Source organism: Paenarthrobacter sp. 10L412, from assembly GCF_056395565.1.
In genome coordinates this window covers 113990-130774 of sequence record NZ_JBFTJT010000007.1, presented here as the reverse complement: position 1 = coordinate 130774, position 16785 = coordinate 113990, and the positions used below count along the sequence as shown (strand labels likewise).

Genomic DNA, 16785 nt, shown 5'->3' with positions numbered 1-16785 from the left:
GACTCCTTCTACTTGGAGCTCCCACCCGTGGGATCGTTCTTGAGGGCCTTGCCGATGATCTGCTCGAGTTCCTCGGCGCTGCCCAGGTCATGCGGGCGCACGACAGCATCCTCCGCAACGTAATAGAACGCCGCGCTGACTTCCTCCAGGGGAACGCCCTTCAACCGCGCCCATGCAAGACGGTACACAGCCAACTGCACGGCTCTCGCTGCGAGCTGTTTGCCTGCAGGGCGGCGACCTGTTTTCCAGTCGATAAGTTGCCAGCGCCCGTCAGCGTCGCGGAAAACGGCGTCGATACGTCCGCGGACCACCACGTCACCGATCCTCGTTTCCACCGGCACTTCCACAAAGGCTGGAGCCCGATGCGCCCACTCAGATTGCTTGAACGCTTCAACCATGTGATCCAAGCCGTACGCTTCGTCGATATGGGCATCCGAGCCAGGTGCTTCGTCGATGTCCAACATGCCGGTTGTTCCGAAGTACTCCTCAACCCAGGCGTGGAAGGCTGTGCCCTTTCGGGCCGAAATGCCTGGTTCCCGGGGCACGGGTCGGCGCAGTTGGGCCAGCACCGCTGCAGGATCTGCGCCAAGGTCAACGAACAGGGACGCCGAGATATGGCTGGGCAAGTGCACGTCCTGATGAAGCTTTCCCTGGAGCCGGCGATCCAGTAGCAGCTGGGCTTCGTGTGACCACCGGCCCGAGATGCCTGTCAAACCTTCCGGTGATGCTTGGGAAGCGGATGCCTCCATGAATTCAAGCACCCGGGCTGCAGCCCGGTCCATGGCGGCACGGCGGCCGGGAACGAGCCTGATGCGGGCTCCGGTACGGGGATCGGACGGGCCTTCGAGGGGATCATACGGAAATTGAGCCACTTCCAACGTTGCTGTGAGCGGACTGCTATCGGGCAGTGATTCTTCGGCTACTGACTCAGGGTGGACCACAACGCTCCGCCCGGCCGCGACGGCGATGGCGTCCCCGGACGAGGAGGGCACTCCCGCGAGTGGCGCCAGCTCGGAAAGGAACGACGACATCCCTGCGATACCGGACCTGGACCCATTCCACGCGGAGCTGGACACCATCAAAACGAACTTGGCCCGCGTATAGGCGACATACGCAAGCCTGCGTTCCTCGGCTTCGCCATGATGCTGAACTTCCGATTTGAAGTCCTTCTCTGCGTCCAGCCAACCCTTTTGGTCCTGGTGGTCAAGATCCCACTGGGGCAGATCGGCTCGGTCACCCCGCAACGGCCATGGCAAGGCAGCTGCGCCGCTGCTCCACCGTGAGTCCCTGTTGCTGGGGAAGGAACCTGCGTTGAGCCCGGGGACAAAGACGACGTCCCATTCCAGCCCCTTGGAGGCATGGACTGTCAAGAGTTGGACTGCTTCGCGGTTGGTTTCAAGAGGGGCAATATCCAGGCCACCCTCTTCGGAGGCCGCCGCTTCCAGCCAGGAGAGGAATGCCAGGAGGTCGATCCGTTGCGAGGTCTGCAGGAATCCGGCGGCTGCGTCCTGGAAGGCATCCAGGTTTCGCCGTGCCTGATGAATGCTTACTCCCGGCTTTGCCGCCACCTCGATATCCAGCAACATGGCACGTTCAACCTCACCGAGCAGTGTAGTCAGGTCATCCCCGATGTACGTTCGAAGGGATCGCAATTCCTCCGACAACCTGGTCAATCGTTGCAGGGCTGAAAGGCTCAGCGTTCTCCCATGTCCGGATATCCAGCCCGGCCGCGGCAGGAAGTCCAGAGCTTCCACGAGGCTTGCGGCGTCAGTGATATCGCTTTCCATCACGACAGCAGCCGGGTCTTCGTCGGCGACCTCAAGAGTGTTGCCAGGTCCTGACCTCCGCTTGGCAAGGAAACGGGACCAATCATTAAAGGCCATAAGGTCCGCTGGTCCAATGCGCCATCGTGCTCCAGCGAGAAGCCGCATCAAAGCATCGGAACGGCCAGGATCAGCCAGAACCCGCAGTGTTGCCACCAAGTCCACTATTTCAGGAGTGTCCAACAGACCGCCGAGGCCGACGATCTCATAGGGAATTCCTTGAAGTTCGAATTCCCTCCGAAGGCATTCCATCTGCGCACGTCGCCGGCACAGAACCGCCATGGTTGGCTTGACCGGAGTACCGTCTTTCTCTTCCTCGAAGACGGTCCTCTGGTACCGCCGGATGTCGCGGGCAATAGCGCCAGCCTCGTCTTCGTCAGTGCCAAAGCGACCGATAACAACGCTGCCTTCGGCCGCGGCCGGACTCGGCACCAGTGGCGGAACAGCAACGCCACTTGCATTCCCCCTCTCCCCTGCCGGACCGTCGGTGGCCGCGGCTTTGTTCAACGGGGCCGCAATCGTGTTGGCCGCTTGGAGGATGTTCCGGCCGTTGCGCCAAGCCGTGGTCAGGTAAGACGTTGGGGCCACAGAATAGGCCTCGCCGCCTGACTCTTGATCGTTGTGCCTCACAGGGAACTCCTGCACAAAGTGGAAGAGCTGCCCCGCCGAGGCACCGCGGAATCCGTAGATCGACTGGTTGGGGTCCCCTACCGCGGTAACGGCATGGCCGAGGCCGAAAAGGCGCGAAAACAAGACAAGCTGAGCATGCGAAGTGTCTTGGAACTCGTCCAGCAGCACCACCTTGTAGCGTGCCCGCTCAGTGGCCGCAGCCAACGGTATTTCCCGCGAAATACGGGCCGCAAGGGCCACGAGGTCCCCGAAATCCAGCACTCCCCTTTGTCGTTTGGCATCCTGGTACCGGAGAACCATATCTGCGACGCTGGCCCGGGTCCGCAGCATGGCAGCGAGCTCGCCTGCCGCCTGCGTCGGGTTCTTCTTTGCGCCGGCCACATAGGGGAGTTGTTCGAAGGACTGAACGCGCTCCAGCACCCAGTCGCGGACGGTGGCGGGGTCCTGCAAGTGTTCCGCGCACTCGCCGGCGAGCTGGATGACGGCATTGACGAGCGTCGACTTTGCCGCGGTGAAATGCTCATATTCGCCGTCGTAGGCCTCAACAACCTCGCTTGCCAACTGCCACGACTGGGCCCCACCCAGCAGGACGACGTCCCGCTCGATGCCCAACCTCAATCCATAGTCCGAAACGATTCCGCTCGCGTACGAATGGTAGGTGGACACCTTGGGCTCGAGGTCGTCAGCACCCAGAAGCCCCTCCGGGAAGCCGATGCTGCCATCGTCCTCATTCGCTATTCGCTGGAGGGTGGCCAGTTTTGTCCGGATTCTGCTGGCCAGCTCGCCAGCGGCTTTACGGGTAAATGTCACGCCGAGGACCTCCTCCGGCCGGACCCAACCATTGGCCACGAGCCACACCACGCGATCTGCCATGGTGGCGGTCTTTCCCGAGCCCGCGCCGGCAATCACAAGCCGTGGCGTAAGCGAGGAAGCAATGATGCTTGCCTGCTCTGAGGTGGGGTGGTTCTTTTCGCCAAGAATGTCTGCCAACTCCGACGGGGAGAACCTGGGAACAGGCAGCCCGGACTCCACATCCAGGATTCCGGCGTCCCTGGTCTCGGATCCTTGAAGAAGATCGGTAGTCATTCAGTGACCTGCTTTCCTCTGGCGCACAGTGGGCAAATATCGGGTAGACGGCAGCCATGTCCACCGTGTCCCCCTTTGCTCGGATCGTGCCGGGCCTCGAACGTTGCGCCGGCCATGAGTTCAGCGGCCTCGTTGACCAAAGCCTCTGCCCAGTTGTCGTCGGGCTCGAGCGGATCCTGCTGTTGAACCCCGGGGCTTTTGGTCTTGGTTCCCAGCTGTGCAAGGACGGCCCCACCGGGAACAGGGTTGCCGATATCCCCAAGCTTGCCCGCTTCCTCAAATGCACCTTTGAGCACGGCTGCCTGGTACGCCCCCAGCTGAGGGTGCCTGGCTACTTCGGCTTTGCCCGGCTGGCGTTTCCCGGTCTTAAGATCGACGATCACCAAACGGCCCTCGGCGTCGATTTCCAAGCGGTCAACCTGTCCGCGAAGCACAGCGTGCCGAGTGGCGGTGGAATCATCCGCATCCTCATCCAGACGTGCAGAACGTAGGTGGACGTCAGGAAGTTGGACTTCGAAGTCGTGCTCCACCGCCAGCAGGCTCCTGCCCTCGCTGCGCATGATAAGTACGTATTGGGCCAATTTACGAACCATCAGTTCCGCGCGCTGGTAATCCAGCTTCCCTTCCCAGTTGTCTTTCATTCCAAGCGTGGGCCAGCGGCGAACGAGTTCCGCAACGTACTGCGCACCTGAAGCGTCCGGCAGCTCCTGTGCAATGGTGTGGACCAGTGTGCCAAGGCTCCGCGCGAAGTCAGTGGCAGCTTCACCCCCTGCCGCTTGCACAAACCAGTCCAGTGGGGACTTGTGGACGGCCTCCACCTTGGATGGCGATACCGATACAGTGCCTCCCGCCGGGACCACCGCTTCCTCGGAGCTCAAGGGAGCCAAACCCCACCAGGTATCCGGATGGGCTCCCGCGACTGGTGGATCAACCGAGGCGAGGCGAGCCAGCACACGCGCTGCTTCGCGCGCGGTCGACGACTCTCCGTTGGCGTCCTGATCATCAACCTGGGCATGCTGTCTCAACTCAGCCACCAGCGCGCGCAGAGTCATCGGACGATCCACCGGGGTGTAGTCGCGCCGATATTCGCCAGAAGCCAACGGTGCGACGTAATCCAGGAAGGCCGAAGGTTGTTCGTCCTCGGAAGAGACAGCCGTGCAGATGAGGACCTCCCTGGCGCGTGAGACCGCAGTTGAGAAACTCCTGAGCTCGTCGTAGCGAATGTCCCTCAGCCTGCTGAGGGGGCCGCGGCCCAGCGCGTAGTCAACTCCATGCTCCACGGCGTCAGCAAACAGGGTACTGCCCAGGAGTTCTCCGCGTAGACGGGTGTTCGGCCAAACACCTTCCTGGAGGCCGGCCACGATCACCACAGGCCATTCGCGGCCCGCAGCGCTGGCGGGAGTCATGATTTCCACGCATTCCTCAAGCTGGGCCCTCGCCGCAAGGGTGTCCATCGGAAGTTCCTGGTTCAACAAGTAATCGAGGAACTGTTCAGGGCCGGAGCCGGGCAGTTGATCCACAAAACGCTCCGCTGTGTGGAACAGCGCCATCATGGCGTCAAGGTCGCGGTCAGCGCGGGCCCCGGCACTCCCTCCTTCCAGCGCGGCGGCAGACCAGCGCGAAGCCAAGTCGGTGGCGTGCCATAGCGCCCAGAGGACGGATTCCGCATTGGCCCCTGGCTCGGCTGCTGCGGCGGTGCCGGCAGCAATCATCCGTGCAAGTCGTCGGGCAGGGTTGCCTTCAATCCCCAACGAAGTCAGCGCTCCCGGTTCAAGCAACGCCTCCACCAGCAAAGCGTCACTGGAACGTCCGCCGCCGCCAAGTAGCTCCTCGCGTCGGAGGGATTGCCGGAGGCGGCGCAGCTCAATGGCGGAGGCTCCACCAATGCGCGAAGTCAGGAGGGAAACAGCGGTTTCAGGAGTGAGCTTGGCCGGATCAAGGATGACGGCGAAGACCTCCAGGAGGGGCCGGACGGCCACCTCATCCCGGACTGCAGAATCAGCCACAGGAACGCGCACGGGAATTCCCTGTCCGTTGAGATAGCGCTGGAGTTGCGAAATCAATCCACCATTGCGGACAATGACCGCAATATCACCGAAGTCCCGGCCCTCACGCAACTGGGCTTCCAGAATCCGCTGTGCAACATACCGGAGCTCATGGACAGGAGAAGGCAGCACATGTCCTTCCACCCGCCCGCCGTTGCTGATCTCCTGAACGCCTTCGATGGACTCCGGCTGTTCAAGGCGCCGCGCCCTTTGGCCCCCGGATCGTTGGGAGATACGTGCGGCAACGCTTGTCCAGGCCTGCGCCACCTCGGGGCGATGACGATGCGTGGTCCACAATGGCCGCTCAAGAACCCCGTACCTTCCTTCCAGAAGCAAGGGCAGCTCAGCGACAAGGTCCGGCCGCGCTCCGCGAAAGCCCTGCACCACCGTGTCAGGCGAATATGTAACCAGGGCGTCTTTGCCCTCGGCAATATCCGCGAGGAGTTCAAACACGGCAGGATTGGATTCCTGGGCATCGTCCACGAGAATCAGCTGCAGCCGGTCGCGCTCAGCGGCCAGGAAAGCGGGCGAGTCCTGAAAAATCTGGCGCGCCGTGGTGATGATCCCCGCGGGATCGAAGGCCTCGGGCATTCGGAGGTCCAGTACATCCCGATACTCACTGTAGAGCTCGGCGGCTGCCATCCAATCCGGACGCCCACATTCATAGGCGAGCCCCACCAGGTCCTCTGCAGTGCGGCCGGACTCGATAATGCGATCAAATAATTGGCGGATCTCGTGGCGGAAGCCACGGGTGGGCAGTGCTGCGGAGAGGTCTTCGGGCCAGGGCAACTGATGGCCCGGGCGGGAGTGGCCCTCCAGTAACTCCTTGATGATCAGATCCTGTTCCGGTCCGGACAGGAGCTTGGGCGGCCGGGGCAACGGCAGGACGCCTTCGGCTTTGGCCCGCCGGATGACGTCGAAGGAGTACGACGCCCAAGTGCGTGCCGGCGTCGTACTGAGGCTTCTGTCCAGGCGACCGGTGAAGGTATCCCGCAAGGCGGCCGCGGCGTGCCGCCCAGGAGCGAGAATAAGTATCCGTTCGGGATCCACGCCGTCTTCATTAACACGGCGGACCGCTGATTCGACCAGCACTGTGGACTTTCCCGTGCCAGGGCCTCCAGGGACCAGGACAGGTCCGCCTCCTTGCCTGACTGACACAACCGCACGCTGGTCCGGAGACAGGTCAGGCGCCGCGTAATGAATCTCGCGCGGCGGAAGCAGGCGGAGGGCTGCCGGGGCTTGGCGGGTTTTGGTAGCTGTTGCGGTCACACAGTCATTTCATCATCGGGTACCGACAAAATATGGAGCTGACGCTCCAACTGGTCCGAGATCACATCAAGACGATCGAACTCAGCATCAGTTGGCGCCCATCGGGCAGCTCCAAGGTCCACGCGCCAGCGGCCCTCGCCGGTCCGCAGGAATTCCTCAAAGGCGCCATGCAGGGGCGTGGACTCCTGCACATACTGGCGCAGGGCCTCTGCTTCGTGGCCGGGCGGGGCATCCCCGCTTGCCCGTAGGACACGCCACCAGGCTACGGAACTGCCGTAGTGGCTCATCACCGCGCCCACCTGCCTGGGTCCGCCGGCTCCGAGGAGTTCTGCGACGTCGCCATATGACACGGCCGCGCCGGGCGGAACAAGGTCCACGACGGCCAGTACCGCCGTCACATACTCCATCCGCATGTGCTCCAGCGTAGCCGCAGGAGTGTCGTGCCCAGTACTGTCAGTGCCAGCCGGTAGCGTGAAAACATGAGCTCCTGGAATACCCTCCCCCGCGCTGCCTTCGACCTCGAAACCACTGGGAAGAATTCCCGTTCCGCCCGCATCGTCACGGCTTCAATCACTGTGGTGGATGCGCACGGACAGCTCATCAAAGAGCATGAATGGCTGGCGGACCCCGGGGTGGAGATACCCCTGGAGGCCAGCGAGGTCCACGGAGTGACTACGGAGAAAGCCCGCGCTGAAGGCCGCCCGGCGGCCGAGGTCACCCGCGAGGTAGCGGCCATTCTTCAGACATTGTTCGACGACGACACGCCGGTCATTGCATTCAACGCCAGCTACGACTTCACGGTGCTCGCTGCCGAATCAGCACGGCATGGTGTCCCGCAATTGACCCGTTTCCCGGTACTGGATCCCTATGTGATGAACAAGCAGGTGGACCGGTACCGCAAGGGCAAGCGCACCTTGACAGCTTTATGCGAGGAATATGGTGTGATTCTGGACAACGCCCACACCTCCGCTGCGGACGCCTTGGCGACGCTGCGCGTTTTGGATGCCATGGCTGGCAAATTCCCCAAGTTGCAAATGCCTGCCTCCAAGCTGCACCATTTGCAGGTGGACTGGGCCGCATCCCAAGCTGCTGACTTCCAGCAGTATCTGCGCCGAAGCAAACCCACCGCTGTCATCGAAGGCGAGTGGCCCGTGCTGCCACCCGAGGACGCCAGCCGAGGCGGCTTCTGAGGCACGCTTCGGCACTGGCGACCCGCAGTTGGGATGCAAGTCACAAGAATTCCGATGCTCCTCCAGCACGAGCGTTGTGCGCAGGGATTCCATCACTTTGCCCATCGCCGGAATAGTTCGGGGAGCTCAGACGTCAAGGCAGGAACTTTCTTCGGAAAAAACGAGCCGGAGCAATCACTTGTTCGATTCACCGCGCTTCAGTGGGCTGGTGACATAATTAAGTTTGGCGGGTTGAAGTCTGCTAGGGCAGCCATCCCCATACTTGCTGCCCCGTTCCCCGCCCACCGCGAACGTCTCTGTGACCCGACGAAAGTGATTTCTTCATGAAATTCAAAGCCCTCAAGTGGCTGTCTGCTGCTCCCGTAGCAGCGGCCCTGGTGATCTCCTTGGCAGCATGCGGCGGAGGAACCTCCCAGCCCAGCGGCTCGCCCACCGATGCCCTCGCCGGCAGCGACCAGCAGACGCTGGACAAGTACACCACCGCGGACGTCACGGCTCTGGACAAGATCGACAAGTCCAAGTTGGGCCTCGTCACCGATGGCACCCTGCGTGTCGGCACCCTTTCCGACGCACCGCCGAACATCTTCATCGATCCTTCGGGCAAGTTCACCGGTTATGACAACGAACTCCTTCGCGCCATCGGCGACAAGCTTGGCCTGAAGGTGGAGTTTGCGTCGACTGACTTCTCCGCCCTGCTCTCGCAGGTAGCAAACAAGCAGTTCGACGTCGGATCCTCCTCGATCTCCACCACGGATGCCCGTCGCAAGACAGTCGGCTTCACCAACGGCTACGACTTTGGCTATATGGCCGTCGTGACCAAGAGCGACGCCAAGGTCACCGGCTTCGCCGACCTCAAGGAAGGCGTCCGGATCGGCGTCGTCCAGGGCACCGTTCAGGATGACTATGTCACCAACACGCTCAAGCTCGAGCCCGTGCGTTTCCCTGACTACAACACCGTTTATGGCAACGTGAAGAACGGTCAGATCGACGCTTGGGTGGCTCCCTCCCAGCAGGCTTCCGGCCAGGTCAAGGACGGCGACGGTACCAAGATCGCCGAAAAGGTTGTCAACACGCAGAACTTCACGGCTTACGCCGTGAACAAGGACAACCAGCCCCTCCTCGATGCACTGAACGCCGGCCTGGACGCCGTTATTGCTGACGGTACGTGGACCAAGCTCACCTCGCAGTGGTACACCGACCGTCCCACCGCGGCCGAGCAGACTCCGCAGGGCTGGAAGCCGGGCAGCAAGGCCGTCCAGATCCCGGCCAAGTAACCCGGGCGTTCCATGGATATCCTCAAGCAACTGGCTGACACCTTCCTTGACTGGGAGGCGATGGGCGAAGTCGTTCCCAAGATGTTCGCCGTCGGGCTGCCGAACACACTGGTGCTCGCTGTCATTTCGGGCATCATCGGGACCCTGCTGGGCATGGCCCTGGCCCTGATGGGGATTTCCCGGAACGCCGCGGCCCGGTGGATTGCACGCATCTATACGGACGTCCTCCGCGGGCTTCCGCCGGTGCTGACCATTCTGGTCATCGGATTCGGCTTTGGCCCCATCATCCGTGAACTGACCGGTTCCACGAGCCCCTACCCGATGGCCATCGCAGCGTTGTCTTTGATGTCGGGGGCGTACATCGGCGAGATCTTCCGCTCTGGTATCCAGAGCGTGGACAAGGGACAGCTCGAAGCGTCCCGCGCCTTGGGGTTCGGCTACGGCGCTTCCATGCGCTTGGTAGTGGTTCCCCAGGGCATCCGCCGGGTGCTTCCTGCCTTGGTCAACCAATTCATTGCCCTGATCAAGGAATCCTCCCTCGTCTTCCTCCTGGGCCTGCTGGCCACGGAGCGCGAGATCTTCCAGATCGGCAAGGACGCGGCTGCGACCAGCGGCAACCTCTCGCCTTATGTGGCTGCGGCCATCTTCTACCTGGTACTCACTATTCCGCTCACGCACTTCGTGAACTGGATTGATGCCCGCTTCCGTTCAGGCAGGCCTGAAAAGAAAGAACCGGACGATGCCGCGGCGGTCGTCGGGAAGGGAGCCCACGCATGAGTGAATTTACATCGGGCACGTTGACGGCAAAGAACATCCATTTGTCGTTCGGCACCAACCATGTCCTGCGGGGAATCGACCTGCACGTTGAGAAGGGCACCACGGCTTCGGTCATCGGCCCCTCGGGTTCCGGCAAGTCAACGCTGCTCCGCGTGATGAACCGGCTCATCGAACCGGACCAGGGTGACATCCTGTTGGACGGCCGCTCCGTCCTCAAGGACAATCCGGACGAACTCCGGCGTCGCATCGGCATGGTGTTCCAGCAGTTCAATCTCTTCCCCCATAAGACTGTGGCCGAGAACATCTCCCTGGCGCTGCGGAAGATCCGTGGACTGTCCAAGGAACAGGCGCGTGAGGAGGCCTTGGCCCAACTGGACCTGGTCGGCCTCAAGCACAGGGCAGATGCCCGCCCTGCCAACCTTTCGGGTGGCCAGCAACAGCGCGTAGCCATTGCCCGTGCGCTTGCCATGAAGCCCGAGGTTATGTTCTTCGATGAGGCCACTTCCGCGCTGGACCCGGAACTCGTCAAGGGCGTACTTGCCCTGATGACCGATCTCGCACAGGGAGGCATGACCATGGTGGTGGTTACCCATGAGATGGGCTTCTCCCGCAACGTCTCAGACGTGGTGACGTTCATGGACGCTGGCGTAGTTGTGGAATCCGGTCCGCCGGAGCAGCTGTTCAACAGCCCCCGGACAGAGCGGCTCCAAGGCTTCCTCTCGGACGTCCTCTAGTCCCCGTAATGCAGCCAAACAGCAGACCCCGCCTCCAGACGGTCGCCCTAGTGGTGAAAAGTCAGGGGGCGGGGTCTCCTGCATTAGGCGCAACCGCGGTGAGGCACCGGCCAGTCTCCGCCCCCTTGACTTGTTTCCAGTATTACTTCCCAAGTTTCACCGACAACACAGTCAACACCGCAGCATCTACCTTATTGCGGAAATCCGGCTCTGACTGTGCTTTCTGGAGTACGGCGTCATACATAGCGGGGATGCTTCCCGGGTCCGCGCAAACCAGCATCGTGCCGCCCGCTGCGAAGAAGTTGACGGCGCGGTCCGCGGTGGTCCACGGCTTCAACTGTGCTGCACTACAGACGTCATCCGAGAGGATAATGCCTTTGAAGCCAGCGTCCCCGCGAAGCATCTGCCCCATCACCACGGGCGAGAACGGCGCAATGTTGGCGGGGTCGATTTGGTCGTAGTAGGCATTGGACACCATGACCCATTGCACGCCGTTCGTCATGGCTGTGCGAAATGGCTCCAGGGCGGGATCATTCCGCGTAGTTTCAGTGTCCCTGACGTTCTGGCTGACATCGGTGTTGGGAACTACCCTGCCGAGTCCTGGGAAGTGCTTTACGACCGGTGCAACCCCCGCGTCCTTCATGCCTTGGGCAAAAGCGTTTCCGAGGTTGGACACTTGCCCCGGCACAAATCCGTACTCGCGTTGGAATTGTCCGATGGGTGCATTGGACGGCGCGAATTCAGGGCTTGTCACGGTGTCAAGGACCGGAGCCAGATTGACGTTAATGCCAGCGCTACGGAGTTCCTTCCCCCAAACGGTGGCGTCTGCCCGCAGCTTCGCGGGACCAGCTCCGGCTTGCACCAACGCGGCAGGGATGGCGGAGAAACCCGGACCAGCCAGGACTTGGACGTATCCACCTTCCTGGTCAGTGGCCACGAAGAGAGGCAGCCCACCGGTGGTTTCGGCGGAAACTGTCCCGGTAAGGGAGGCCACGACGGCAGCTGTGGCAGCAGTGCCGGCCTTGCTGCGGCCACTCAAGTAAACGTTGCCTGCGTGGTATTTGGTGAGTGCTTCCATGGTGCCCGGCTCTGCACCCGTCGCCTTCGCGGCAACCATGAAGAGTTGCCCGACACGTTGCTCAAGGCTTAGCTTGGCAAGCTGTTGTTGTGCCGTGGACAGCGCTTCACGGGTAGGTGCTGCCGAAGGTGCCCGGGAGTCCTGGGGTTCGGTTGAAGCCCCCGGAGTGGACTTGCCCGGAACAGGGGTGTTCGTCGGCGAAGGGGTGGTTGAAGACGGCGTAACCGGTGCAGTTGTGGGGCTGGCGGTTTCATTCCCACTTGAGCAACCAGGCACCATTGTGACGAGGATTCCGGCCGCCGCGGCCCTCACACCAAGGGATGCAATTGACTGGATCTTGCGCATGGTAAACCGTGAATTCGTTGGGGTTGGGTTTCCCTTACGAGCCTACCCCGGGAAGTCAGTGCCCCAGCCTGCTTCGAACAGCCAGCCTGCTTCGACCAGCCGGCCGGGGCACCGCATTGTCCTTGACCCAGGCGACCGCGGACCCAGGCGACCGCGGACTTAGGCGATCGCGGCGGCTGCAGCCTTCGCAGCAGCCGGGAGGGCGTCAACGATCCTGTTCATTGCAGCGTCGTCATGCGCTGCGGACAGGAACCAGGCCTCGAAGACTGACGGCGGCAAGTAGACGCCGGAGTCCAGCATCGAGTGGAAGAACGGTGCGTAACGGTAAGCTTGCTGGCCTTGGGCGTCGTCGTAGTTGTGCACACCGCGGGCCGAGGTACCGAATGCAACCGAGAACAGGTTGCCTGCACGCTGGATGGAGTGGTCCACGCCTTCGGCATCAAGCGCCGAGGAAAGAGCAGCGGACAGCTCCAGCGAACGGGCGTCCACATAGGCGTAAACGTCGGGCGTGGCATGGGTAAGCGTTGCGACACCGGCAGCCATGGCCACAGGGTTTCCTGACAGCGTGCCTGCCTGGTACACCGGACCAACGGGTGCAAGGTAATCCATGATGTCGGCACGTCCGCCGAGGGCCGCCGTCGGCATTCCGCCGCCAATGACCTTGCCGAAGGTCAGCAGGTCCGGCGCCCATCCTTCCTGACGGCCCGTGAGTCCCCAGTAGCCGGCGTAACCGGTGCGGAAACCGGTGAGGACTTCGTCCAGGATGAGGAGCGCCCCGTGTTCCGTGGTGATGCGGGACAGCCCGGCGTTGAAGCCCTCGCCCGGGGTGACGACACCCATGTTTGCCGGGGCAGCTTCGGTGATCACGGCCGCGATGTTGTTGCCGTGCTTGGCGAAGGCAGCTTCGACAGCTGCGAGGTCGTTGTAGGGCAAAACAAGTGTCTCAGCGGCGGTGGCTGCCGTGACGCCGGCCGAACCGGGGAGGGCCAACGTCGCGAGGCCGGAACCTGCTGCTGCCAGCAGGCCGTCCAGGTGGCCGTGGTAGCACCCGGCAAACTTGATGATCAGGTTGCGGCCGGTAAAACCACGGGCGAGGCGAACCGCCGTCATCGTGGCCTCGGTGCCCGTGGACACCATGCGCAGGCGTTCGACGGCGGACACGCGCTCCTTCACGATCTCGGCAAGGTTGGCCTCATCCGGGGTGGACGCTCCGAAGGACAGGCCCCGGTCCACAGCAGCGTGCACGGCCTCGAGAACGGCGGGGTGGGCGTGGCCTAGCAGGGCCGGGCCCCACGAGCAGACGAGATCCACGTATTCCTTGCCATCAGCGTCTGTGAGGTAGGCGCCCTTGGCCGAAACCATGAATTTCGGAGTGCCGCCAACGGATCCGAAAGCACGCACGGGCGAGTTCACTCCGCCGGGCATGAGGGACTGGGCTCGATCGAAAAGTTGGTCGGACACAGGGGTGTTTGAAGTCATGGTTCCTATTCTTTCAGTCATTCAGAAGCGTCTTTCGGTGATTCAGAGGCGCAGCTATGAGGCGTTCGCCAGCAGCTCAGCGACCCTTGGGGCCACTTCGGTGCCGTACAACTCGATGCAGCGCATCATGGATCCGTGCGGCAGGGTGCCGTTGCTGTATTTGAGGTCGAAGCGGTCCACGCCGAGGTTGCGCTTGAGCAGGACGATTTTTTGGGCCACAGTCTCAGGAGAACCCACATAGAGTGCGCCCTCCGGGCCGCACATTGCGTCGAATTCCCCCCGGTTTCCCGGACCCCAGCCGCGCTCGGCGCCTATTCTGTTGCGCTGCTCCAGCCAATGCGGAAAGAGTTCTTCCCGGGCATCCTGGTCAGTGTCTGCAATGAACCCGGGTGAGTGGGTTGCGATTTGTCGCATGGGGTGACCGTATTTGGCCATCGCTTCACGGTAAAGATTTACGAGCGGAGCGAAACGGCGGGGCTCTCCCCCGATGATCGCGAAGATGATGGGATAGCCATATTCCGCGCACCGCAACACGGATTCAGGCGTCCCACCCACACCTATCCATGCCGGCAGCAAATGGTGCTGCAAACGCGGGTAAACCTGGAGTCCGTTCACGTTGGGGCGGGTCCGCCCTTCCCAATGAACCGGCTTCTGGGCCCGTACTTTGTCAAACAGTTCAAGCTTTTCTTCGAACAGGACGTCGTAGTCTGCAAGGTCCAGTCCGAACAACGGGAAGGACTCAATAAATGAGCCCCTGCCCAACATGACCTCTGCCCTGCCGTTGGAGATCGCGTCAACAGTGGCAAAACGTTGGAAGACCCGGATCGGATTGTCCGAACTGAGCACCGTCACTGCCGATCCGAGCCGGATCCGGGATGTCACTGCGGCAGCTGCCGCGAGGAAGACCTCGGGAGCCGATACAGCAAAATCGCGGCGGTGATGCTCTCCCACGCCAAAAGCATGAATGCCCAGGGCGTCAGCCAGCTTTGCTTCCTCAAGCAACTCCCGCAGGACCTGGGCGTGCTCCTTGGGATTACCGTCGGCATCGAGGCCCGCGTCCCCGAAGGTGTTCAGGCCGAGCAGGATTTCTGCAGCGCCCACCGGTGCGGTGGGGTCGGAGTCAGCCCTGGATGCAGACGGAAATCCCGATTCGGAAGGCACTGCGGTCATCAGGACTCCTTCAGCCAGCCTGCCAGTTCGGAGGCCCAGTAGGTCAGGACGGTATCGGCTCCGGCCCTCTTGATGCCGAGAACCGACTCCGTGATGGCTCCCCGCCGATCGATCCAGCCGTTGGCAGCGGCCGCTTCGATCATGGCGTACTCCCCCGAGATTTGATAGGCCGAGACGGGTACCGGGCTCATTGCCGCAATATCCGCGAGGATGTCGAGGTAACTCATGGCTGGCTTGACCATGACCATGTCGGCGCCTTCTTCAAGGTCCAATTCCACTTCGAGAATGGCTTCGCGACGGTTGGCTGCATCCATTTGGTAGGTTCGGCGATCACCTTTCAGCTGGGAGTCCACCGCTTCACGGAACGGACCGTAGAAAGCTGAGGCGTACTTCGCGGCATAGGCCAGGACAACGGTGTTCTTGTGGCCGGAATCCTCCAATGCCTGGCGGATGACGGCGATTTGTCCGTCCATCATGCCCGAAGGTCCCAACACATGGGCGCCCGCCTCCGCCTGGGCAACGGCCATCTGGCCGTAGATCTCCAAGGTGGCATCGTTGTCCACATATCCTTCGGCATCCAGAACGCCGCAGTGTCCGTGGTCAGTGAATTCGTCCAGACAGACATCGCCCATGATCACCAGGTCATCGCCTACTTCGGCCTTGACGTCCCGGATGGCCTTGTTCAGGACACCTTCCGGGTCCAAGGATGCGGTGCCCCGTGCGTCCCGAACCTCCGGTACGCCGAACAGCATGATGCCGCCCACGCCAAGTTCCACGGCTTCCGCGGCTGCGCGCTTAAGGGTGTCGGTGGTGTGCTGTACGACGCCGGGCATCGAACTGATGGGGCTGGGCTCGCTGAGGCCCTCACGGATGAAGGCCGGAAGTATGAGGTCTGCGGGGGCCAGACGTGTTTCTGCCGTGAGCCTGCGCATCGCCGGGGTTGTGCGCAAGCGGCGGGGACGGTGGTTCGGAAAGCTCATCTGGGGTTCCCTTCGTTGGCGAATACTGTTTCCAAGGCGGCCGCGATGCCGTCCGGGGTAGGTTCTTTGGCGGTGGCTCCGACGGTGATTCCGAGGTGGGTGGCCTCTGCCGCCGTCGGACGCCCAATGGCTATGAATCGGCACCTGCCCAAGGGCAGAAGGGTCTCCGCAATCCGCCGGGCGGCACTCGGGGAAGCGGCCACGACGGCGTCCAGCATCCCGGCGTCAATGGCCGCGCGAGCTTCCGAGGGAGTCATCTCCTGCGGCTGTCCGGTACGGGAACCAGCACTGCCGGAGGCAGAACTGCCGGAGGCAGAACTGCCGGAATGAACGACGGCGGCGGGCAGTTCGGCTTCGAGGCGCAGTCCCGTCCGGGCCGGATAGTCCACCGTGCGATAGGCAGTCACGGACGTTACGTCTGCCCCCTTGGCGGCCAATCCGTCACGCAGGCCGGGGCCTGCGATATCGGCTTGCGGGAGAAGAACGCGTCCAGGAGCCGGCTCCCATAGGGCGACGAGGCCATCGGCAGATTGAAGATCAGTGGGTGCCACGGAGACGGTCAGGCCGAGAGCTTCCAGGATCCGCCGTGAGGACGGACCGATCGTGGCCACGCGCGTCCGCGACGGCACGAGGTTTGCCGGAAGCGTGCCACGCTCGGCAGCCTTTTCGAGCAGGACACGCACGGTGGTGATGCTGCTGATCACCATCCAGTCAAAAAATCCAGCGGAGAGCTGGTCCAGGGCGGCGTCGAGGGAAGCCTGGTCCTCCGCCCGCTCGAAATCGATGAGGGGAAGCACCAAGGGCTCCGCTCCGAGCGTGTGCAGGAGCGAAGCAAGTGGCCGCGCACGGTCGGCGCTCCTGGTAATCAGGACCCGCCGACCTGCCAAAGCCGATGCTTGAGTCAC

The 16785-nt window shown here is 62.4% G+C and carries 12 protein-coding genes; 4 read left to right on the top strand and 8 right to left on the bottom strand.

What is annotated here, in order from left to right; genetic code table 11:
* Nucleotides 1-8: 8 nt before the first annotated feature.
* From AC1DD7_RS10920 to AC1DD7_RS10910, 3 genes are read right to left on the bottom strand one after another with little or no spacing between them, the layout of a single operon-like run.
* Nucleotides 9-3539, bottom strand: a complete 3531-nt coding sequence (locus AC1DD7_RS10920; protein WP_477514982.1) for an ATP-dependent helicase — start codon at nt 3537-3539, stop codon at nt 9-11.
* Nucleotides 3536-6853 (bottom strand): ATP-dependent helicase, encoded by a 3318-nt coding sequence (locus tag AC1DD7_RS10915; RefSeq protein ID WP_477514981.1) that lies wholly within the window; start codon nt 6851-6853, stop codon nt 3536-3538. The genes AC1DD7_RS10920 and AC1DD7_RS10915 overlap by 4 nt, the downstream gene beginning before the upstream one ends.
* Entirely contained in the window at nt 6850-7266 is a 417-nt protein-coding gene (locus tag AC1DD7_RS10910) for an MGMT family protein (RefSeq protein WP_477514980.1), read from the bottom strand. The genes AC1DD7_RS10915 and AC1DD7_RS10910 overlap by 4 nt, the downstream gene beginning before the upstream one ends.
* A 66-nt stretch (nt 7267-7332) precedes the next feature.
* Here AC1DD7_RS10910 and AC1DD7_RS10905 point away from each other — a divergent pair, with 66 nt between their 5' ends.
* The 4 genes from AC1DD7_RS10905 to AC1DD7_RS10890 all read left to right on the top strand — a co-directional run bounded on the left by AC1DD7_RS10905 (nt 7333) and on the right by AC1DD7_RS10890 (nt 10828).
* Nucleotides 7333-8043, top strand: coding sequence for an exonuclease domain-containing protein (locus AC1DD7_RS10905; protein WP_477514979.1), 711 nt, complete (start codon nt 7333-7335; stop codon nt 8041-8043).
* Nucleotides 8044-8366: 323 nt separating this feature from the next.
* Nucleotides 8367-9317 (top strand): ABC transporter substrate-binding protein, encoded by a 951-nt coding sequence (locus tag AC1DD7_RS10900; RefSeq protein ID WP_431115780.1) that lies wholly within the window; start codon nt 8367-8369, stop codon nt 9315-9317.
* A 12-nt stretch (nt 9318-9329) separates the two neighbouring features.
* Complete coding sequence (locus AC1DD7_RS10895) at nt 9330-10094, top strand: amino acid ABC transporter permease (RefSeq protein WP_477514978.1); 765 nt, start codon at nt 9330-9332, stop codon at nt 10092-10094.
* Nucleotides 10091-10828, top strand: a complete 738-nt coding sequence (locus AC1DD7_RS10890) for an amino acid ABC transporter ATP-binding protein (RefSeq protein ID WP_431115782.1) — start codon at nt 10091-10093, stop codon at nt 10826-10828. Before AC1DD7_RS10895 ends, AC1DD7_RS10890 begins: the two co-directional genes overlap by 4 nt.
* 142 nt (nt 10829-10970) lie before the next feature.
* On the opposite strand, the gene AC1DD7_RS10885 is transcribed toward AC1DD7_RS10890, so the two are convergent.
* From AC1DD7_RS10885 to AC1DD7_RS10865, 5 genes are all read right to left on the bottom strand, one after another.
* Complete coding sequence (locus AC1DD7_RS10885) at nt 10971-12251, bottom strand: glycoside hydrolase family 3 N-terminal domain-containing protein (protein ID WP_477514977.1); 1281 nt, start codon at nt 12249-12251, stop codon at nt 10971-10973.
* Between the two features lie 159 nt (nt 12252-12410).
* Nucleotides 12411-13730 (bottom strand): glutamate-1-semialdehyde 2,1-aminomutase, encoded by a 1320-nt coding sequence (gene hemL / locus AC1DD7_RS10880; protein WP_477514976.1) that lies wholly within the window; start codon nt 13728-13730, stop codon nt 12411-12413.
* Nucleotides 13731-13784: 54 nt separating this feature from the next.
* Nucleotides 13785-14900: an LLM class flavin-dependent oxidoreductase gene (locus AC1DD7_RS10875; RefSeq protein ID WP_477514975.1), complete on the bottom strand. Its 1116-nt coding sequence runs from the start codon at nt 14898-14900 to the stop codon at nt 13785-13787.
* Nucleotides 14900-15880, bottom strand: a complete 981-nt coding sequence (gene hemB, locus AC1DD7_RS10870) for a porphobilinogen synthase (RefSeq protein WP_216924085.1) — start codon at nt 15878-15880, stop codon at nt 14900-14902. The genes AC1DD7_RS10875 and hemB overlap by 1 nt, the downstream gene beginning before the upstream one ends.
* Complete coding sequence (locus AC1DD7_RS10865; protein ID WP_477514974.1) at nt 15877-16785, bottom strand: uroporphyrinogen-III synthase; 909 nt, start codon at nt 16783-16785, stop codon at nt 15877-15879. The genes hemB and AC1DD7_RS10865 overlap by 4 nt, the downstream gene beginning before the upstream one ends.